Source organism: Vibrio syngnathi (genome assembly GCF_002119525.1).
Classification (GTDB): domain Bacteria; phylum Pseudomonadota; class Gammaproteobacteria; order Enterobacterales; family Vibrionaceae; genus Vibrio; species Vibrio syngnathi.
The window spans coordinates 1,408,639-1,429,534 of sequence record NZ_CP017916.1 but is presented as its reverse complement, the minus strand read 5'-3'; the positions used below and the strand labels follow the sequence as shown (position 1 = coordinate 1,429,534).

The window sequence follows — 20,896 nt, the reverse complement described above, 5'->3', positions numbered from 1 at the left end:
CACCTAGACACACTATCAAATAGTAAATATTTAACAATAGGTTAGATGGACTTATTTTATTGGGCTTAGTTGATACTGAGTAAACGACCTCGTTCGATATCTTGCTCAAGTACTTCTGGTGTCAAGTCGCCATGTCCATGGTGATCGTGATTATGGTGATGTCCATGATCGTGGCCGCGTGAATGACTTTGATGTTCATTTGATCTTTGAACTAGCTTATCTGAATCCAAATAAGTGTCAGTCAAATTAGCACAATAATCTTGAGTCCATAAGCGACGAGCCTCGTCATCACTCATGATTTGCTCAGCTTTAGGGCCCAACTTATCCATGTAGTACATCCCCAACTCCTCACCTTCTACATTGGCGTGGTTGATAAGATTCATGAAAGCAGGTTCTTGATTCTCATCTGATAGATGACCATTTTTGTAACACACGGTTAGACCAATAATGTCGTCGCCAAGTTGCTCTAATGCAGGGTTAAAATGATTGTGACTATGATTATGTTCGGCAGCGACGACAAGCATTGGAGTAAGTAAAACACATGCGATAGCCAGTAGCTTAATGGTATTTTTCATGGGATAGACCTTCTGTATTTTCGAATACAAATTTGATTAGTTGGCTGACTTAGCATCTTGTGAGGTGAGCTAAGTTAAGGGGAACTTCAAGACCATTTCAGCCTGAGTACCCCTCTGTCTCACTACAAATAATCAATATGATTGGATAACGTGGCTCGATATAACGAACGTTCTGTAGACAAAAATCACTTATCAACCACGATTCTTGCTGGAGCGATGGTGTAAGCCATCTGCTTCATCTCCCATTGCCCTTTTGCTTCCAAGGCAACCGCTAATGCTTGTGCCTCTTCGCATACCTTCGCTGGTTTTCCGTCAGCCCAGAATGAAGGACCCGAGGTGTATCCACACATAACAGAAAAAGCGTGTTGACCATCCTTTATTGTGTATTCCGTCATAATGCCTCCACCTTCACCGTGCGTTATTTTTAGTGAGCCTTCATCGGCAACATGCATTGCATCGGAAGGGTTCGGTTTGACATACGTTGTGTAGGTGCCGCCATCTGACATGTATTGATTGTCGTACATGGTGTAGCCTTCTTTTTCTGAAGGTAAGGTCAGTTCGTAGTTAGGATCAATGTCCGCTAAACGTTCTGAGTTATTCGTCGCACCAGGTTGATAGTTGTGAGCATTTGATTGTCCGTTGGCGAAAACAGACGCTGACACTAAAGATAGAATGACGACCGCTAAAATTGATTTTTTCATAATGAACTCCAGATATTCTAAGCAAAGATGTGGTAAGCAATAGTTTTTATGATTGAGTAAGAGAATGGGTTTATTTACCTAACTTTTTAGGATGTGAGGGCAATATCAGCCCTCACTACAAATACCCTATTTGTTATCGGTTCCTGCTCCTTCACCAGGCTCAGTTGGACGACTGACCGACTTGCGCTCAAGATTGTGGTGAGCACGCACTCTATCCATGTATTCTTGCTTAGTGTTCATACCTTGCTTCATTGCTTCTGGTACTTGTTCAGCTGGGATCACGATGTCACGGTCGACTGGCCACTCTGTTAACAGCTCTGGGTGGTAGCCTTCTGGGTAGTACAGCTTTGGATCCAACTCTAAATCACGAATCTCTTGTTCTTGTATGTCTTCACGGCTGTTTTTCGGTAATGGAATTCTAAAATCAGACCCATCTGCCATATCAAATTGTGGCGCTCTCGCATTCGGGAAATCAGGTAAAATACCTTCACGAACCCACGCATTATCTTTGGTCATGTTAACGACAATGCCATCAGGCGCACCGAAGTGGTAAGGTCCTTGCCAATGGTGGCGAACCTCTGCAACGGTTTCCTCATTAAGATATGGGTCGAATGTCATGTGCGTTGTCATAAACAAGCGCGGTTGTACTTCATTCGCCACATAACCCGCCGCGTACGCTGGCGTGTGGTGAGTATCAACGGTGTAACGTGCTAAGAATGGAGGCACACCTTGAATAATCGAAGACACACCAAACGTTTCGGTCTGCAGTTCAGTAATGAACAAGTCTGCGCCTTTTGCGTATTTCAAATCCAACTCTGTTGGGCGACCGTCTCCTGTCCAAACAAATGAAAGCACTCGACCGTCATCTTGAGTCCAATTCAAGCGGTAACCAGACGCGCCATCTTTTGCATGACTGCGTCGCCAGTGAATCACTTCCACATTATCTTGGTCATAGATGACGCCTCCGTCATCGCGGAAATCAAACTCGTGAACCACAATGTCGTTGCCAGATGGGAACACATCAAATGCATCGGTGTGCCAGTTCAACATTTGCTGCATGCCTTCAATCATATGACGAGTGCCATACTCTGGAGTCGCACCACTCGGGCCATAAATGTTAAGCGGTTTTTCCCAGCGACCATTCCAGCCGCCAAATTGATACAGGTAAGGTAGCGAGCCGTAATGGTCTACGTGCAAGTGAGTAATGAAGATATGGTCGAGTTCATTCATCGCGACACCCGCCGCTACATAGTTCGCAATTGATCCTTCACCTAAATCAAAGACAAAGTTAGAGCCGTTACCCAATTCTACGTATATCGAGGTGTTTGCTTGCCCCGGGCGAATCATTGGTGATGTCCCCATGAACGTGACACGCATTTCATCCGGTTGAACTTCTTCAGTCCGTGGGAACCAGTTCGCGCCCGACACCATGTGATCCCCATAAGGTGCAATGCCCTCAAACATCAGGCCTTCTTTCCAACCTGAATTGGTTTCTTTGCGATAGTCACCATTGTTTACACCGCCCATTAACACAGAAAGCACTTCTTCTTCTGAAGAGTACAAGTTCCCCTTAGGTTGAGTGCTCAGATACTCTTCAAGGGTTTCCCCCTCGTGATATTCAAATTTCTCGAGTTTTTGAATATCAGAGTTAGTCTGCTTGGTGTTGTATTGCATCATTGGGTCAGCAGCAAAAGCGGTTGTCGTGATGATCATTGCTGTAGAGATGATTGATAATTTTGCGAAAGTTCTCATAGTTTCACCTATCGGTCTGAGTATTTATTAAATGAATGAAGTTCCTTCCTCACTCCGATGCAAACAAGTTTATTAATAAACAGAACCTTGATATATAGTGTAAACTTTACTTAAAACCTCCATTTCATTTATGAATCAGCAAAGACTCCACAATGATTTGGATGAGTGGCAATAAGAATAGAGGGAACTGAATTTGGACCTTAATCTACTGACGACATTTTTGGCCGTTTACAAACACAGCTCTATCACCGTGGCATCAGAGCAGCTTGATATTTCTCAACCCGCGGTCAGCGCGGCTATTAAGAGACTCGAAGGTGTCGTGGGGAAAACTTTATTTGTGAGAGAAGGACGAGGTATCGCGCCTACTGGTGCAGCAGTATCACTCGCTAATAAGATAGAAGATCCATTGAACATCATTGGAACGGTTGAGCAGCAAAAGAATGACCTTAAAGTCTATTGCACAGAGAGCTTGCTTCATTTCGTTAGCCAGGTTGAAGGCGTAAGCTTTACGGAAGCGCCACTCGAAGAGGAAGAACTGTTTGATGCGCTTACTGCACAAAAAGTGGATATCGTCATCGATGTACTTTCGAGTAAGAAACACTCATTGATTGAAGAAACCATCGTCGATGAGGAACCCGTGTGCCTGACTCGAATCAACCACCCTCGAATTGGTGAGACACTGAGTAAAGAAGAGTATTTCCAAGAGGAACATATTGCACTTAAGATCAAACGCGCCAATATGAATACGGTCGAGTTTTTATCAGAGAACGATATCGAGCCGCGAAAAGTCAGGATTGAAACCAGCTCAATTTCAAGCATGCTGATTTTGGCAAGCACGACGGATTATATCGCCGCTTCTACTCGCTCTTTTGCAGAAATGCTTGCACCAGCGCTTGGCTTACGCGTTCACCCTATCCCCATCAGATTAAGACCGATCACGTTTCGAATGCTCTATCACCGCCGTTACGCTACCGACGAGCAACACATCAAAACCCGCGAAGCAATCAAATCGGCATTAAGAAAACATAAATGAAACTGAGGTTTTAACTAAAGTTAACCCTATTAATATAAATTTGGTTTCATCACATACTCTCCAGCAAGTTAATTCAATAGAACAACACTGGAGAATCCATGAACAAACTTAACCTCATTGCTCTACCACTTACATTACTCAGCAGCACAGCATTTGCGACTTCGACTCAAGTTTACATCGAACAAAACGTTGCCTCTAATGCTGCTGATAACGGCGTCTACACCACAGAAGCTGGTGCATTAATCGACACCTCAGAAAATGGACAAGTCTATATAGGTTTTGATGACCAGGGTTGGCTGGCAGCGGGTTACAGCCACGACTTTCACATCAGCGAGTCCTTCACGTTCAACCTATACGGTGAGCTTGGTAAATGGGACAACGGTGAAGAGTTATTAATCGAAGGTATTATCGATTACCAAGTGAACGATAATTTCAATGTATTCAGTGGATTGGGATATAACCAGTCAGGCCAAGTACTCGAGAGTGTAAGCGACACCACGATTAATACCAATAAGTTCATCGCCGGTGCAGGGTACTCACTCGCCGGTTGGGATTTAGCTTACCAATACACTCACGAAAACAGTGATGGATCCAACGGCGGGTTTACCCATGACGGTGACAATGTCTATTTTCATCAAGGTGACTACCGTACCAATGAACACGAAGTCGTTCTTTCTAAGAGCATCGACGACTGGACACCCTACGTGAAATACACCTATTTCAACACCAACGAAGGTGACCTTTACTTGAACGGCCAATCGATGGGCCCGATCGACAACGACAGCATCATCACACTTGGTTTGTCTTACGACTTCTAAACATCTCAGATTCAATTCTCATAGGCAGATGGATTTGCCCACCTTTCGAGGGCACTACTATGAAAATGACTCCTCAACGTAACAAAGTCATTAATATCGCTGCAGCGATCAGTATCGTTTTGTTTTCCGCGATTCCCACCTACGCAAGTGCTGATCACTTAGATGTCCATTATCTAGAACCGGGGTATCTAGAAACCAGCTATCTAGACTCCTCCTTCGTCGAATTCATGACACCAGGTTTTGATCAGGGATATCTTAACGATGAGATTAAACAAAACCTTATTCTGGAATAAATCGCTAACACATGACAAAACGTAAAAGACCAGAAAATCACGCTTCTGGTCTTTTTATATAGCTCTTGTTTTCTATATAACTCTCATCTTCTTATAGAGCCCTGCTCAGCGATTAAGACTCCGTTTCTGAATCATCTTTTTCTAGGCTGATGACATTCAATACCACAAATGTAAACGTTAAAAAAGACACCACACTCGTCAAAAAGTGTGGTGTCTTGATTATTACTTTAAAGCTAATTGACTAACAATAGTTAAGATTAGTTCGCTGGACGCCAAACTCCCCATTTCTCATTTTCGTAGGTCGCTTTAGGGTTTGTACCACCTTGAATCCACCACTGTGCTTTCCAAGACTGGTTTGAGTACGTTACTACTTCACCGCCTAGGTAAGTCGCTGTAGAGTCCCAAGTGCCATTGTCTGGGTCAGGAGTCGGATCAGGATCCGGCGTTGGATCTGGGTCTGGTGTTACGCCACCGTCATCAGCAATCACTTCGAATGTGAAGGTTTCTACACTTTCGCTTTCAATTGAGCTAGCAATGAACGACAGAGTTTCGTTCGCTGTAATCGCAGTCGTATCAACAACAATTGAAGCCGTTCCGTTGTTCTGAATGCTAACGGCAGAACCTTGAGTCTGTGTTAGGTTTGCTGCTTCGCTTGTCGCAATCACAACTTTGTCGCCAGCATTCACTACGTTGTCACTCTTCACTAGCTCGTAGATGTCGCCTTTCAATGGTTCAAGACCACCGTCGCCACCATCAATCAACGTTAACTGACCAGAAGCACGGCTATCCTTTGAGTTGAAGAAGTTACGTGACGGATCGTTTTGGAAATACATGTAGTGTTCCATTTCGGCATGCCAGTCACCAATGAAGATCGCGCCATCTTTAAACTCTTCGTGCCAGCCATTAATTTCTGAAGCCAACAAACGAGACCAATCGTTAACGTTTGAAGCATCGATGACGATGTCGAAGCTACGCGCTACTTCACCATACTTGTTGATGATGTCGTACTTAACTGTGTCACCAACTTTTGGCGTTCCAAATTGGTCTGAAACAAACAGATCACCACGCACGAGATCGGGCTCTGGACCCGGCTCTGGTGGAGGGGTTATGCCACCCGCGATAGTGATGTCTGAACAGTTGTAGAAGCCTTCGCCCGCAGCATCATCACGTTGCCAGCGAACGAATAGAATCGCATCGCCAGAACGGTCTGAAGGGATAGTGACGTTAATGCGGTACTTACCACCATTAACCGGAACGTTACCCTCTTCTTGGATAAGATCTAAGTCTCCCCACGCTAAGCCTTTGCTTAGGTCTGCGTTTGGTTTCGTTAGATAGAACTCCCAGAATGACGGGTTGTGTGGTGCAGTCGCGTTGAATACATATTCAAATGTACCAGTGCTTAACTCGGTGCGAGTCCAACCTGTATGAGGTGCGCCCATACCACGCTTTTGCGAATCATTGGCATAACACAAAGTGCCGTCTGGAATCGCAGCCTTTACAGCATTGATGTTGTTGAAGTCTTCAATGTTTTTGGCGTATTCGTTGCGTTGAACGAACGGGTATGACCCAGAAATCTCTTTTGCTTGAGCACACGCCGCATTTGGTGGCGTACCCGACCAAACCCCACCTTGTTCATAACACGTATTCTGACGTGCACTTGGAAATTCAGACCAGCCATGAGCGTTTGCTACTGATGGTACGCTGGATAGCATAGCCATCCCCACTGCTATTTTTAGAATATTATTATTTGCTGTTTTCACTTTCCCACTCTCTATTATTTTACCCCCGTATGCAATATTGATTGGACATTTTCTAATCAAGATTGCAGTTCGAGGGTTTATAGTTTCTGACTTTAAGAACACGGAAAATATATACGTCATAACTATCAATAAAAGTGGGATTTATTTTGAAAGGAATCAGAGTCACACAACTCAAAGAAATGCGTTAGAGATAGATGATATTGCTTCGAATTATCGATTTTTACCGACACGAATCACGCATTCCCTAAGAAAATAGTTCATTAGGAAGGTATTTTTTTATTGAATCAATCCGAGTGAAACGCTCGCATAAATAATGATATTGAGTGCTTTTGAGCTTCATTATAACGTTGTTGAGACTGTTGCAAAGTCGCTAAGTCTCTAAGTCTCTAAGTCTCTAAGTCTCTAAGTTACTAAGCTATTGAGCGTATACGTTTATAAATCGATAAATCATTAAACGTTAATTTGAACGAGCTAAACTAATAGCGGCTATTCATGCCAAATCGATTCGACATATCATCGTCCATACGACCGCCCTTCCAACCGCCACCGCCCAATAAGTTAAGTACATCACGCGCGGTATATTCCTCACCACCGAAGAAGTCGTTAGACACGTCATTACGCAGCAATTGAATGGCAGGAGCCAGTTCAACAGCAAGGTCTTGTGGATCTGCAAACAAAGCTAAAGCAACCAGTTGTTGGCGCTTACTCAGTTGACTAGAACTCGTTTCTACCTGACCAATAGAGAAAAAGTCACTGCTTCCGTACGCTTTTACCAACTTTGCTGAAAGTGATTTGATTACTTTCTTGATTCGTCGTCGTTGAATATATCTAAACATATAGGTTGCCTTGTATTGATGAGCCTAAGTTAACCAAACAAAAGATAAGTTTGATTGTCGACCGAGATGCTTTTTACTTGTGTGTTGAATACGGATTCTAGCTGTTCAGGCGCAAGTACTTGTTCTGCACTGCCTGAGGCTTGTAGTACGCCCTTGTCGAGCAGCAGTACTTGGTCGGCATGTTTCAAGGTTCGGTTCAGGTCGTGGTTAGCCATAATAACCGCAATGCCCTTCTCAGCCACTCGTTCGATAAGCTTGTACAGCAAGGCTTCTTGCGCAATATCCAATGGCGCTGCAGGTTCGTCTAGGATCAGGAGTTTTGCGTAAGGATTAAGCGTCGGCCAAATTTGCAGGCACATTCCCGCCAAGCGAACCCGTTGCCATTCACCACCAGACAGTGTCTGAATTGAACGATGAAGTTTGTCTGTGATGTCTAGCATCTGGCTTATTTCTTCCAAAGCTGCATTGATTTCAGCATCAAGGCCGTGCGACGAGCTTGGCAGTGACAACGCGAGGTATTGGAACACTTCCAAGTTGAAGGCTGGCCTTGCACTTTGACACAGGTAAGCGCGATGCAATGATAAGTCTTGTAACGACAACACTGACAAGTCTTGACCGTCGAGCTTTATATCACCTTTGTAGCCATCACCAACGCCAGATATCGCTTCTAGTAAGGTACTTTTGCCACTGCCATTGGGGCCGATAACGTGAGTCACCTGCCCTTGTTTGAGCTCAAATGATAGTGGTAATAAACGAGCGCCGACGCTCAGGCTCTTAATTTGAATCATGATTTCTAATTAACATCCAAATGAAGATTGGTGCGCCGATACTGGTGGTCATCACACCTAAAGGAAGTTCTGCTGAATCTAATAAAGTTCGAGCACAGATATCAGCAAACACCAACAAAGCAGCGCCCGCAACGGCAGACAAAGGAAGAAGATATCGGTTGTCGGTACCAATCGCTAAACGCAGTAAGTGTGGCACAACCAAACCGACAAAGCTGATTACGCCGCCTAACGCAACTGCGCAGCCGACCAAAATAGACACAGCGAAGATCAAGCGCCAACGTAATCTCGGAACGTTCACGCCTAACTGCGCAGCATGGGTCTCGCCAATCATCAATTTGTCTAGCTTGCTACCTTGCAGGCACAACCAAATAATCACAGGGATCATAACTAACGTGAGCGAGTGTTGATACCAAGTGACGCCACCTAAGCTGCCCATCAGCCAATACATCAATAAGCGTAGGCTGAGGTCATCACTAAAATAGAACGCCCACGTCACCATCGCACCAGAAAGAATGCCCAACGCGACACCGACTAGCAGTAATTTGGCGGTAGTAAGTCGCATCGTTTTTACCATGCTAACCAGAATCACGGTAAAACAGAGTGAGCCTAAAACGGCGGCAATCATAAACAATTCAGGCGTAGGAGCAAACGGTAAGAAGAACAGCGCGATCACCATCGCCAAGCTTGCGCCACCAGAAATGCCGAGCACACCGGGCTCTGCTAATACGTTACCCAATAAGACTTGTAAGCTTGCGCCAGATACAGCTAACCCAGCCCCGATAGCAATAGCCGCCAATAGTCGGGGTAAGCGTAAATCAATCAGTAATTTTTGTTCTAATGTCGACAAGATGCCCAGAGGGGAGATGAAGAGATCGCCAACCATTAGATAAATCGCACTCAGCGTGACAAGCAGTGCAGCCATCAGGTAAATGGCTCGCGTCCATTTGCGCTGTTTTTGGTGAAGAAGTTGTTGGAAATCCATATCAAGCTACTTTGAAATTGTTCGCGTAACCTTACCTGTATCCCTAAATAAACTCAAGGCTCACACCGTAATGTGAACCTTGATATTTCAACCAGTTGGGTGGTTGTTTTGGTCGATTAAATCCGACTGGAGATTAATCGTACACAAGCTGACCATGGTCGAATCGTGTTTCGACTTCGCACACCATTAAGGCCGCTCGTTGACCAATAGCAACGTTACGATTTGGGAATACCACCGCTTCATTTTCATTCTTCGCCATCAATGGCTTATCACCATCATGACCAAACACTTCACCGTGTTTGAACGCCGTAAAGTTCTCAACGGCATCTGAGAACATAAAATCAAAATCATCGTGCAAACGAACAATGGTTCGGCTTACGCGATAAGTAATGGTTTTCTTTGGTAAATGCTCTGGTTCTACTTCAGCAATCAGATTACGCATCGCCAAATCAAAAGCCGTTAACTTATCAAGTTGGTTCTCACCTATTCTTGCTACCTGCCCAAGCTCCATTGTCAGAGCTTGCGCTTCGAAGTTTTCAGCACTGTACCAACTGAAGGTGCTCGTTGGCGCATTAGATAACAACACCGCTTCAACGTGGGCACTGTTAATGAAATCGAACAAAGCTTTACTGCGAACTTCGTGACGAACCTTAGGGCTCACTGCGAAAGAGTAATGCTTAGACAAACGGATCGCACAGTGCAGATCTAAGTGCCAACGAGTCGATGGGACCGTTTCCTTGTAAAACTCAGTGACCAAGTCTTTCAAGTTATTCGCGATATCCACTTCTCGATTGCTCTCGTACTGCTTGTCATCAAACAGACGGTTCATGTTCACATCAAGAAAACGAGTATGCGCGTTGGTTGCTTCTGGGTGAGCGATGATGAACAAACATCTTGCGGTCACGACTTGGAAGCCGGTTTCAACGTCCTCAATGAGCTTATCAATCAGCTCCATTGGCGAGGTTTCATCTCCATGAACACCGGTCGAAAATATGATGTTCTTGGTTTCAGAATTGTACTCCGCGGGAATCACTTCCAATACACCGCGTTGATGAAGCTTAATTTGAACACCGTTACTTAGTACGGTCAGTCCTGCAACCACTTCTTGCTCAAGATCTAGGCTGTCAAAAAGAAATGATTGGCGAAAGAGGGTCTTCGTCATGCGCTACTCCTTAATTGCACGGCCGTATGTTAATAAATTGTACATAGAAATTGTGTTGCTAGGATCGCACTTATCAATAGAAACTCCGTTATCTCTCACAAATACTACCCATATTTTTTGTATTACCTGCTGACTTTACTAATCGACATCTGTTCCAAATAATGATTTTTTAATTCTGGTCTAAATAATCATTTTAAATTTAGTCATTTCAGCAAGATAAGAGCCACGTAAGCTAACACAGCTCTTACCTGTCATGAACAGATTGAGATCAATTAATCTTCCTGATCGAGCAATCTTTCAAATTCGTCGATTTGAACTTTGACCATGTCGATGCTTTGTTGCCAAAAATCAGCTTGAGTCAGGTCCATGCCAAGGTGTTTTTGAACCACTTCTTCCGCCATCATGCTGCCCGTATCACGAAGCAGTGAAACATAATCGCCATAGAATTGATCACCTTTCGCATCACGCTGAGCGTAAACACCTTTACTAAACAAGTAACCAAATAGGTATGGGTAGTTGTAAAAGCTCACTTGAGAGATGCTAAAGTGTAGCTTGCTCGCCCAGAAATAAGGGTCGGCTTCTGTCATTGCATCGCCGTACCACTCTTTCCAAGTCGTTTCCATCAAGTCACACAGCTGCTGAGCCGTGAGCTCACCTTTTTCACGCTGCTCGTAGAAGGCTTTCTCAAACTCAAAACGAACGGGAATGTTCACCATTAATGCCAAAGAAGAAGAAAGCTCTTCCCACAGCATTTCAAGTTTCTCATTACGTGTTTGTGCTTGCTTCAATAGATGGTCACGAACGATATTTTCAGCAAAGATCGAAGCGGTTTCTGCTAGCGTCATTGGGTAGCGTGTTTGACACAACGGCATGTCTTTCATCACCCAGTTGTGGAACGCGTGGCCTAGCTCGTGCGCCAATGTCATTAAGCCTGAGCGGCTACCACTCCATGTCATAAACACAAGCGGGGTGCGTGTCGCAGCAAATTTAGTGCAGTACGCACCTAGACGTTTATTGGCTGCTGGAGCGGCATCAATCCAACCGTTCTCAACCATTAATGCGACGAAATCAGCCATCTCTGGATTGACTTCAGCGAAGGCGGTTTTAATCACTTCGATCGCTTCATCAAATGGGTAAACCTTAGATTCGCTGTCACCCAGCGGTGGCATCGCTGCTAAATGGTTCCAAGGCTTCATTTCATCGAGCCCGTGAACTCTTGCCATTAACAGGCCTGCTTTCTGGCCTACTGCTCGATTTGCCTTTGCTACCGACATCATGGTGTCTAGCGTTTCTGGCACAATGCGGCTGCCGTGTAGGCTTGGATCAAGGAAATGCACATCGCTAATCTTCGAGCGCTTTTTGTTTTCAGTCAGTCGCCAACCCGCCAATGCATTTAGGATCGAAGCAAAAGACTCTTGATGCGTCTTCATTGCGCCTTGAACCGCGCGCCATGCCGGTTCTTGTTTGTCGAATTCGCTGCCGTACAACAAACTCGCGGCTTGTGAAAAACCTAGCGCTTCATCTTCACCGTTCAGCTTCAGCGACAGTTTTAGAGAACCGGTGAGGTTATCGTACAAACGTCCCCATCCATCACGGCCATCCACTTTCATGGCGGCTAATAACTGCTCTTCAGCCACACTGAGTCGGCTACTTGCTAATTTACGTGAGCTTTCGATAGCAAAGCGTTGCCCCGCAACATCTGCGCTCTCATGCTCTAATACGGCATCAATAAATTCTGGTTCTGCGTGGATTAGCGTGTCTTCGTAAGGGCTGAACGCTTGAGACATTTCAGAGTTCAGTTTCGCAACTCGACCAAGCAGTGCTTTGGCTTCTGTGTGTGTCGCATCGACCGATGCGTGGCAATTAGCGAAGGTGTTGATCGTGCTCAGTAACGTGCCTGCCGCTTCAGATGTTTGAATGGCGTTTTGCATCGCTAGGATAATATGACGCTTTTCAACGTGTAGGTACAACAGCTCAATGCACTGTTGGATGAGTTCAATGTCCTGTTCGATTTTTGCATCATCAAGATCGCAATAAGCAATGCTTAGATCCCAACTCGGTGTTGTCATGACTAAATTCCTTTCACGTAGGTAGTAATACCAATCTGGTATAGCGGCTGTGAACGCCGCTTTATATTTTGAATTTTATTTCTATCTCTATCTAGCAGGTCTAATAGATTATTAATTCTTAAAAGTGTGTTTTCTAAGCGCTCAGAGAACAGGTAAACCTATTGATTTTACGCTAATAAAGCTCTGCGCAAACTGAGTGATTTGAATATGCGTTATCGACGCGTTTTCTATCGATAGCTTCGAGTACAAACTCGGATTTTCCCAATCGATATCAAGGCAATGCGCTAACAATATGCGAATCACACCACCATGAGTAACCAATAATAGATTGTCACTTGGATCGTCCAAAAGTTGCGACCAAGCTTGAGTTACTCTGTCGTGGAAGCTCTGTAAACTTTCTGCGCCAGTTAATTGATGATTAGCAGGGTCTTTCCAAAAGGTTTCTAACATTCCCCACTTGTCTTCAAGCTCATCAAATGGGACACCATCAACGTCACCGAAGTTCATTTCCTGAAAGTCTGGTGTTACAGATAAAGGCACAGACATACGCTGTGCGTATCTGTTTGCGAGATCGCTGCATCGCCTTAATGGCGAGGTAACCACGCAATCAAAGGCAATATCTTGTTTTACTAGCGCCCCACATATCCGATCTTGAAGATCAGGATTAACCAACACATCGGATAAACCATTAAGTGCCGCTCCGCCTTCTACTTTGCCATGTCTTAGTAGATAGATGTTTTTGGTTGTTCCATTTTCCATCTGTTCACCTAACCTTTGATATCCGTCGAATTATGAGTCGAGCTTTGAGTCGAATAGCTAGACGGTTTTAAGCTCAATGGTAATCCTGCGGCGACCAGCGTGACCCGCTCAACAACTCGAGCTAGCGCTTGGTTCATGCGACCCGCATTGTCGACAAATAAGCGCGACACTTTACCTAACGGCACGACACCTAGACCAACTTCGTTAGACACCATGATAATTTGCGCCGGGCTTCGCTCTACACTTTTCACTAAAACTTCAACCACGGCCTCAACCTGTTTATTGGTCGCATCATCACCCAGTTCAAAGATGATGTTGTTCAGCCACAAGGTTAGGCAGTCAATCAATACCACATCGTTTTGATCAAAAGACTGCAGTTTTTCGGCTAACTCAACAGGAGCTTCATGCTCAATCCACAGCTCACCACGACGTTGTTGATGATGCACAATTCTGTCACGCATTTCGTCGTCCAAATAAGTGGCCGTCGCAATATAGTTGAGACGACCATTTGAGCATGCTGCAAGCGCACATAATGCCTGTTGTTCTGCAAAACTCGACTTACCAGAACGAGCCCCACCCAATACCAGATGGCTGTTTCGCTGACTTGCTTGATTAATTTGATTAGCTTGATTCGTATTTGTCATAAGGAGTCGTTATAGAAAACCATTGTAAAAAGCAGCAATGAACACAAGGTAAGTCAGCAACTCCATCAACTGTTGAGCCGCACCCAAACAGTCGCCAGTAAAGCCGCCAATTCGTGCCGTTAACCATTTTTTGAAACCTAATCTAAACAGATAGGCGACAACAGATAAAACCAAAGCGAATTCAAGACCAAACCACAGGCTAGGCAACACGCCAACAAGCAATAAAAAGACAAGTTCACCTTTAGTTTGCTTGTTCGCCAATGGCTTACTTTTACTGGTATCTAAATCGCTGACATAAGGCATATCATAAATAAGTGACGCCGCTATCGCGCGACTAAAGGTATAACTGGTAACGATAACCATAAACAAGGCTGTCATGTTCAAGAGCTCGTTTAATAGCACCCACTTACCAAGCAGAGCCATAACCAGTGCAGACGCGCCATAAGTACCAATTCGACTGTCTTTCATAATGGTCAAGCGGCGTTCTAAGGTCATGCCGCCGCCAATGCCATCCGCCATATCGGTTAAGCCGTCTTCGTGAAAAGCACCAGTCAACATCAAGTTAAAACTCATCATCAAAAAGATAGCAATAGCGCTCGGTAATACCGCACTCAGCGCTAGGAAGATCCCGCCACACAAAACACCAAGTAACAAACCAACCGTTGAGAAGTAACGACCAGAACGATTCATTCTCTCTTCTGAATAAGGCGTATTCTTCGGCATTGGCAAACGAGAAAAGAAGCCCATCGCCAACGAAAAAAGTTCCCATTGGTATGTGATGCTATCTTTCAACGATCTTTCTGGTGCATCACTCATTAAACCGTGACTCCAGCACTCTCAAAACTCGCCATGTTGTTGTAGAACTCTGCCGCCGCACGAATTATTGGCATAGCTAGCGCAGCACCTGTGCCCTCGCCTAATCTCAATCCAAGATCGAGCAGTGGCTCAGCGTCTAGCAGCTCTAATAGAATCTTGTGCCCCGACTCTTCAGATCGATGAGCAAAGATCATGTAATCACGGCAACTCGGTTCAATTAGAGTCGCGACATACGCCGCAACCGACACGATAAAACCATCGACCAACACAGGGGTTCTGTTTTCGTAAGCGCCAAGGAAGCCCCCCACCATTTGAACTATTTCATAACCGCCGACTTGGCTTAACACCTTTTTTGCGTCAGGATTTATGCAACGAGCAACACCTTGCTTAACCACCGCCACTTTACGTGCAAGCTGTTCATTGTTGATACCAGTGCCTAAACCAACACACTCATCTGCAGTTCGGTTTGCTAGCGCACTTAAGATGGCAGACGCGCTGCTGGTATTGCCGATGCCCATTTCACCAAACATGATGATATTCGTGCCATTCGAAATGGTTCTAGATACAAGCTCAGTTCCCAGTTCAATCCCACGTTCAACCGTTTCGAGGCTCATTGCCGCTTCATTAGCAAAGTTATTGGTTCGTGTACCTAAACGCTGAGAGATAAACATGTCACTGTCAGATTCAACAGGCAACAATATCCCCGTGTCGACTACCGTGATATCGATATCATTCACCGCACAGAAGCAATTTATCGCCGCACCACCGCTCAAGAAGTTCAACACCATCTGTTGTGTCACGGCACTTGGAGCAATACTCACACCTTCATCTGCTATGCCATGGTCGCCAGCAAAAATGATGATACGTGGCTTATTCAATTCGATGTGCTCAACCGCAGCTTCTTTGCCTTGGCTTTGAATTAATGCCAGTTGATGCGCGACTTTTTCTAGTAAGCCAAGCGCACCAAGTGGCTTGGTTTTTTGGTCAATTCGGTGTTGGATGTACTGCGAGTATTGGGTATCTAACATAAGTTTAGGAACACTTAAATTTAAGGTAATGGATTTCTAGGGCTGCGATTCTGCTTAAGCTAAATCGATAACACTATATAGGGCGTGCAACAGAGAATACATTGGAAAGCGTCGCGTATTCACCGCCACCAAGTCGAGATAAAGGGTCCAATGCCAACGCATCAATCTTAAGACGTTCACTCTCTTTATCAATCACATTTTCGGAAATGTACACGGTTTCAACTTGAGCAAAGATAAGGCTTTGAGGCACCTCTCCCACTTCTTTTACTTCGTACAAGGTGCAGCCAAAAGCGACCGCACACTCTTTCACTCTCGGTAAAGAAAAGCCTTCAAATTCAACCAGCTCAATATTATTCGCGGATACTTCAGAATCACCGTGATCGAGAGTGGCTGCTGTCGCCGTCATTGTTTCGGCAGAACTTGAAGAAGCTATGTGAATCACTAGCTTACCCGTTTCAAGGGCATTACGGGTGGTATCTTTGATTTCGCCCGACGGCTTTTTCCCAACGGATAACATCAGTAGCGGCGGATTGCTGGAAACAGGCGTGAAATAAGAGAAAGGCGCTAGGTTGTACTCTTGATCAGAAGATTCCGTCAATGCCCATGCTATCGGGCGAGGCACAACGGTTTGTGTCATCAGGTGATAAATCTGAGTGGGAGCAAGAGTATCAAGCTTGAGGTTCATAGCACGTCCTTGGTCTATGTGAATTACGGCTCAGTTTACGTGTTAAGCAATGCTGTATCTATGCTTAATCAACAGAAACGGTAGAGAGTGTTCTTAATTTAAACAGATCACACCGGTATTTTCTCAAATTGACAGTCAAATTGACGAACCCGAAACACCCACAACATTGATAATAGGTTTATCAATAACTTACATTTTGGCATCGTTTATGCTTTATCTAAAGTACTTGTTAATCTCTCCATTGATAAGTGCCCATACTGTGAATACCCACATCGCAGTTGCTTTAAAAGAAAACAATCGATTGAAAGACAAAACCAAACAATGATTTAGGAGGTGGAATGATTCCAAACTCAAGTAAAAGAAAACCAAATAAATCGAGTAAGAAAACCAGCAAAAAGGTAAGGAAAATCCCACTCTCCTTTACCTAGTAGATATCGAAGCAATATGACAACAAAGTAGCAAAGTAAATAACAAGCCCGTCGCCCAACGGGCTTTGTTATCTTTAACACCTTAATTGAGGTTTACCTAGCCAAGCACATACCTTCCGTGTAAACCCCATCTTCCTAACGCTCATTCATGAAACTTTTGTTCGCTTAAAATTCAAACACTGTTTATATTAAACAAGCACTTGTAGAGCGAGTAAGGAATAGAATGAGTATTTATGGAGATAAAACATCGGTTGTTATAGCTGGTGCGACAGGGCTAATTGGCCATCATGTCCTGAGACTGCTCATTAACGAGCCCGCTGTCGAACACATCTATGCTTTGTCACGAAGAGCATTAGGTGAACAATTTCACTCCGGCAAACTCGATACACTCATCCACAACGATCTACAAGTAACGAGCTGGGATGACACCAAAGCGACACCCAACTTAGGTATTATCTGCTTAGGAACAACCAAGAAAAAAGCAGGTTCAAAAGAAGCGCTGCGAAAGATCGATGTAGAACTGGTTAGCCAGGTGGCACAGTCGATGAAATTTCTTGGCGTTCAACGTGTCGCAGTCGTTTCTAGCTATGGCGCTTCGCCAGACTCCTATTCACACTACCTGCGCTGTAAGGGGCAAATGGAGCAAAACCTAAAACGTATTGGCTTCAAGCAGCTTTTCATCGCTCGTCCGGGTCCGCTGGTTGGTGAACGGGATGAACCAAGAGCTGATGAAAAACTCCTGCAACGTGTTTTCCCTCTCCTCTCTCCCTTAATGTTTGGAAAATTCAAAAACCTACGCCCTATCCAATCGGAAGATGTAGCTAAAGCAATATTATTCCGATTGTTCGAAAATAATTTCCAAAGTATCGAAATTTACACCTCAACTGACATGCTTAATTTATTAGCGAAATATCGATAAAACGTCTATCTATTCACCACAATGTTGAATATCCATCCAACCCATTGGGTGGATATTACTAATCGTTCTAATAAATTACTTTTCCTTATTTTACGTTTTGATACAGGTCGCTATTTTAGCTAACAGTATTTGCGCCCATATATCTAATCGCCCTATCGATTCAAGTTTATTCATAAGGAAAAACAATGTCATTTTCAGCTATCGCTGCCTTAGCGGTATTCACTGGTATCCTCTTTTTTCTCTACGGACAGCAGAAAAAAGAAAACACGCTTTCACGCCTCGTTTTACTCGGTTTAGTTTTCGGTAGTGCTTTTGGCCTTGGTCTTCAACTGCTATTTGGTGAAGGCAATCCTGTTATCAAAGAGACGCTCGACTGGGTAAACATTGTTGGTCGTGGTTACGTTGGCCTACTAAAAATGGTCATCATGCCATTAGTGTTAGTTTCAATGATTGCGGCAGTAGTGAAGCTTGAGAAAGGCGGTTCACTAGGTAAGATTTCTGGCATCACCATTTCGGTATTGCTAGCAACAACGGCAATTTCTGCGATTGTTGGTATTGTTGTAACTCAAGCGTTCGGCTTGTCTGCTGAAGGTTTAACAGAAGGCGCTCGTGAAACAGCACGTATCGCGACACTAGAAAGCCGCATGGGAAGTGTTTCAGACCTAACCATTCCACAAATGCTGGTTAGTTTCATTCCGACCAACCCGTTTGCTGATCTAACAGGGGCTCGCTCTACCTCTATCATCGCGGTAGTTATCTTTGGCGTGCTAACGGGTATTGCTGCTCGTAAGGTGATGGCAGAGAAAGAAGAATTAGAATCTCCAATCCGTACGTTCGTTGAAGCGGCTCAATCTATCGTTATGCGCTTAGTTAAGATGATCATGGCACTCACGCCATACGGCATCGCTGCGTTAATGGCGAAAGTAGTCGCAACATCAAGTGCTTCTGACATCCTAAGTCTACTGGGGTTCATCGTTGCTTCTTACGTCGCTATTATCCTGATGTTCGTCGTTCACGGTGTGTTGGTTTCTTTTGTTGGTGTAAACCCGAAAGAGTACTTCCAAAAAATCTGGCCTGTTCTAACGTTCGCTTTCACGTCTCGTAGTTCTGCAGCAACGATTCCACTGAACGTTGAAGCTCAAATCACTAAGCTAAACGTCCCACCAGCGATTGCAAACCTGTCAGCATCTTTCGGTGCAACAATTGGTCAAAATGGCTGTGCGGGTATCTACCCTGCAATGCTAGCAGTCATGGTTGCGCCAACAGTAGGCATCGACCCAATGGACATCAACTTCATTCTGTCTCTGATTGCGATTATCACAGTGAGCTCTTTCGGTATTGCTGGCGTTGGTGGCGGTGCAACGTTCGCGGCACTTATCGTACTACCCGCGATGGGTCTTCCTGTGACTATCGCAGCACTGCTTATCTCTATCGAGCCACTTATCGATATGGCACGTACAGCGCTTAACGTATCTGGCGCAATGACAGCCGGTACAATCACAAGCCGCCTATTGAGTAAAAAGGACAAGCAGCAAGATTTGGAACAAGCGAACGCTTAATAGGTTCGATTGATTCATAACTTGAGTCTCGTTAAACAAAAAACCGATGCACATGCATCGGTTTTTTATTGCTTGTTTATTTGTTTTGTTTTGTTTTGTTTAATAGCATAGAACAAGGTTTTCAATATTCGATTAAAATTAATAGAAGAACCTCGTACTCATAGAATAAAAGATGAACAAGATGTAAATGTCCTTATTATTTTCAAGCCTATATTTAGACATCAATAAACGAACAATAATAAAGCGTTTTTGTTTATTACTTTACAAGCATCCACATTCTATAACGCAAAACACCATATTTGTTCAATGCCGCAATAGGTTGACTGTTAAATATCAGTAGAACTGATATATGATGCGACGCTTCAAGCATGCCCATCATTCCGACATCCGTTCGATAACAGGACCTTCATGAGCTTTATTATATTATTACTTCTTCTGGTATTCGTTGGCGTTACACGTTTACTTCAGTGGCGAAAAACCTCTAGCTTTATCAAACTTCTTCTTATCTCTTTATTTATGTTGATTGGTTCTGGTTTAATTCCTCGCTATCTACTAAACGACTTGCAAGCCAATTATGAGCGTAAACCTGACATTCAGTGGATCTCTCACAATGCCATTGTCTTACTTGGTGCTGGTACTCAACTCATCGTAAGTACACAAGAATTTGAGCCGACCTTTTTCTCGTTTGGTCGCATCAATGAAACGGCAAGCCAATATAAAAACTGTTCGAAGGCTCAAACCATATGCAAAGTGATCGTTAGTGGTGGAGATGCACAAAATAATGGTGTTACCGAAGCGGAAGTTTATCAACAGCAGTTGCTGAGACTCGGCGTTCCACTCGCCGACATCATCCAAGAACCGAATAGTGTCAACACTTGGAAAAATGCGCAGCTCACCAGTGATCTAACGAAGCATCACCAGTTCGACAACATTGTTCTTGTTTCATCTGGGCTGCATATTCGTCGTAGTGAACTCTACTTTAATCATTTTGGATTAAACGTCGTTCCAGTGCGAGCCGACTACATGGCTGCCCAGATTTCATGGTTACCATTATGGTACAACTTCACAGTTACAGACTTTGCACTGCATGAACAATTGGGCTTTGCTCGTTACAACCTTTACAACTTTATGGGTTGGAACAGCAAACGTGAGAAGCCCGGTGACGCCTGATCGCTTCAACCATGATCTAACTAGTTATTTAGTTATTTAGTTATTTAGTTATTTAGTTATTTAGTATCTAGAAGATTCACAGCTCATAAACAAAAAATGCAGCCACAATCGAAGGATTG

At 44.2% G+C, this 20,896-nt stretch carries 20 protein-coding genes; 6 read left to right on the top strand and 14 right to left on the bottom strand.

Annotated elements, in window-relative coordinates:
- Positions 1 to 65: 65 nt before the first annotated feature.
- From K08M4_RS06625 to gntH, 3 genes are all read right to left on the bottom strand, one after another.
- Positions 66 to 575, bottom strand: a complete 510-nt coding sequence (locus tag K08M4_RS06625; protein ID WP_086049288.1) for a hypothetical protein — start codon at positions 573 to 575, stop codon at positions 66 to 68.
- A 185-nt stretch (positions 576 to 760) separates the two neighbouring features.
- On the bottom strand, positions 761 to 1,276 hold the full coding sequence (locus K08M4_RS06620; protein WP_086049287.1) for a hypothetical protein: 516 nt from the start codon (positions 1,274 to 1,276) through the stop codon (positions 761 to 763).
- 126 nt (positions 1,277 to 1,402) lie between these two features.
- Positions 1,403 to 3,028 (bottom strand): guanitoxin biosynthesis MBL fold metallo-hydrolase GntH, encoded by a 1,626-nt coding sequence (gene gntH, locus K08M4_RS06615; RefSeq protein ID WP_017068281.1) that lies wholly within the window; start codon positions 3,026 to 3,028, stop codon positions 1,403 to 1,405.
- 193 nt (positions 3,029 to 3,221) lie between these two features.
- Here gntH and K08M4_RS06610 point away from each other — a divergent pair, with 193 nt between their 5' ends.
- From K08M4_RS06610 to K08M4_RS06600, 3 genes are all read left to right on the top strand, one after another.
- Positions 3,222 to 4,061: a LysR family transcriptional regulator gene (locus tag K08M4_RS06610; RefSeq protein ID WP_086049286.1), complete on the top strand. Its 840-nt coding sequence runs from the start codon at positions 3,222 to 3,224 to the stop codon at positions 4,059 to 4,061.
- A gap of 98 nt (positions 4,062 to 4,159) precedes the next feature.
- Positions 4,160 to 4,879 carry a hypothetical protein gene (locus K08M4_RS06605; RefSeq protein WP_086049285.1) on the top strand — a complete coding sequence of 240 codons (720 nt, stop codon included), beginning with the start codon at positions 4,160 to 4,162 and terminating at the stop codon, positions 4,877 to 4,879.
- A gap of 59 nt (positions 4,880 to 4,938) precedes the next feature.
- On the top strand, positions 4,939 to 5,172 hold the full coding sequence (locus K08M4_RS06600; protein ID WP_086049284.1) for a hypothetical protein: 234 nt from the start codon (positions 4,939 to 4,941) through the stop codon (positions 5,170 to 5,172).
- Positions 5,173 to 5,429: 257 nt separating this feature from the next.
- Here the strand turns inward: K08M4_RS06600 and K08M4_RS06595 are convergent, their stop codons facing one another.
- The 11 genes from K08M4_RS06595 to K08M4_RS06545 form a co-directional block, all read right to left on the bottom strand.
- Positions 5,430 to 6,890 (bottom strand): lytic polysaccharide monooxygenase, encoded by a 1,461-nt coding sequence (locus K08M4_RS06595; RefSeq protein ID WP_494338369.1) that lies wholly within the window; start codon positions 6,888 to 6,890, stop codon positions 5,430 to 5,432.
- 518 nt (positions 6,891 to 7,408) lie between these two features.
- Positions 7,409 to 7,768 carry a DUF6559 family protein gene (locus tag K08M4_RS06590; RefSeq protein WP_086049283.1) on the bottom strand — a complete coding sequence of 120 codons (360 nt, stop codon included), beginning with the start codon at positions 7,766 to 7,768 and terminating at the stop codon, positions 7,409 to 7,411.
- A gap of 29 nt (positions 7,769 to 7,797) precedes the next feature.
- Positions 7,798 to 8,556 (bottom strand): vitamin B12 ABC transporter ATP-binding protein BtuD, encoded by a 759-nt coding sequence (gene btuD, locus K08M4_RS06585; RefSeq protein ID WP_086049282.1) that lies wholly within the window; start codon positions 8,554 to 8,556, stop codon positions 7,798 to 7,800.
- On the bottom strand, positions 8,543 to 9,538 hold the full coding sequence (gene btuC / locus K08M4_RS06580) for a vitamin B12 ABC transporter permease BtuC (RefSeq protein ID WP_086049281.1): 996 nt from the start codon (positions 9,536 to 9,538) through the stop codon (positions 8,543 to 8,545). The genes btuD and btuC overlap by 14 nt, the downstream gene beginning before the upstream one ends.
- Positions 9,539 to 9,671: 133 nt before the next feature.
- Positions 9,672 to 10,700, bottom strand: a complete 1,029-nt coding sequence (locus K08M4_RS06575; RefSeq protein WP_086049280.1) for a succinylglutamate desuccinylase — start codon at positions 10,698 to 10,700, stop codon at positions 9,672 to 9,674.
- Between the two features lie 272 nt (positions 10,701 to 10,972).
- Positions 10,973 to 12,769, bottom strand: coding sequence for a M3 family oligoendopeptidase (locus tag K08M4_RS06570; protein WP_086049279.1), 1,797 nt, complete (start codon positions 12,767 to 12,769; stop codon positions 10,973 to 10,975).
- A 141-nt stretch (positions 12,770 to 12,910) separates the two neighbouring features.
- On the bottom strand, positions 12,911 to 13,528 hold the full coding sequence (locus K08M4_RS06565) for a histidine phosphatase family protein (protein WP_086049278.1): 618 nt from the start codon (positions 13,526 to 13,528) through the stop codon (positions 12,911 to 12,913).
- A gap of 8 nt (positions 13,529 to 13,536) precedes the next feature.
- On the bottom strand, positions 13,537 to 14,172 hold the full coding sequence (gene cobU / locus K08M4_RS06560; RefSeq protein WP_086049277.1) for a bifunctional adenosylcobinamide kinase/adenosylcobinamide-phosphate guanylyltransferase: 636 nt from the start codon (positions 14,170 to 14,172) through the stop codon (positions 13,537 to 13,539).
- Between the two features lie 9 nt (positions 14,173 to 14,181).
- Positions 14,182 to 14,988: an adenosylcobinamide-GDP ribazoletransferase gene (locus K08M4_RS06555; RefSeq protein ID WP_086049276.1), complete on the bottom strand. Its 807-nt coding sequence runs from the start codon at positions 14,986 to 14,988 to the stop codon at positions 14,182 to 14,184.
- Positions 14,988 to 16,016 (bottom strand): nicotinate-nucleotide--dimethylbenzimidazole phosphoribosyltransferase, encoded by a 1,029-nt coding sequence (cobT, locus tag K08M4_RS06550; protein WP_086049275.1) that lies wholly within the window; start codon positions 16,014 to 16,016, stop codon positions 14,988 to 14,990. The genes K08M4_RS06555 and cobT overlap by 1 nt, the downstream gene beginning before the upstream one ends.
- Before the next feature lie 73 nt (positions 16,017 to 16,089).
- A complete protein-coding gene (locus K08M4_RS06545; RefSeq protein WP_086049274.1) occupies positions 16,090 to 16,701 on the bottom strand; it encodes a flavin reductase family protein in 612 nt (203 codons plus the stop codon).
- 651 nt (positions 16,702 to 17,352) lie between these two features.
- Here K08M4_RS06545 and K08M4_RS06540 point away from each other — a divergent pair.
- The 3 genes from K08M4_RS06540 to K08M4_RS06530 all read left to right on the top strand — a co-directional run bounded on the left by K08M4_RS06540 (position 17,353) and on the right by K08M4_RS06530 (position 20,777).
- Positions 17,353 to 18,048 carry an NAD-dependent epimerase/dehydratase family protein gene (locus K08M4_RS06540; RefSeq protein ID WP_086049273.1) on the top strand — a complete coding sequence of 232 codons (696 nt, stop codon included), beginning with the start codon at positions 17,353 to 17,355 and terminating at the stop codon, positions 18,046 to 18,048.
- 185 nt (positions 18,049 to 18,233) lie between these two features.
- Positions 18,234 to 19,607, top strand: a complete 1,374-nt coding sequence (locus K08M4_RS06535) for an L-cystine transporter (RefSeq protein ID WP_086049272.1) — start codon at positions 18,234 to 18,236, stop codon at positions 19,605 to 19,607.
- A gap of 408 nt (positions 19,608 to 20,015) precedes the next feature.
- The gene (locus K08M4_RS06530) at positions 20,016 to 20,777 is read left to right on the top strand and encodes a YdcF family protein (RefSeq protein WP_086049271.1); all 762 of its coding nucleotides are present in this window, start codon (positions 20,016 to 20,018) and stop codon (positions 20,775 to 20,777) included.
- The last annotated feature ends 119 nt before the right edge of the window (positions 20,778 to 20,896 follow it).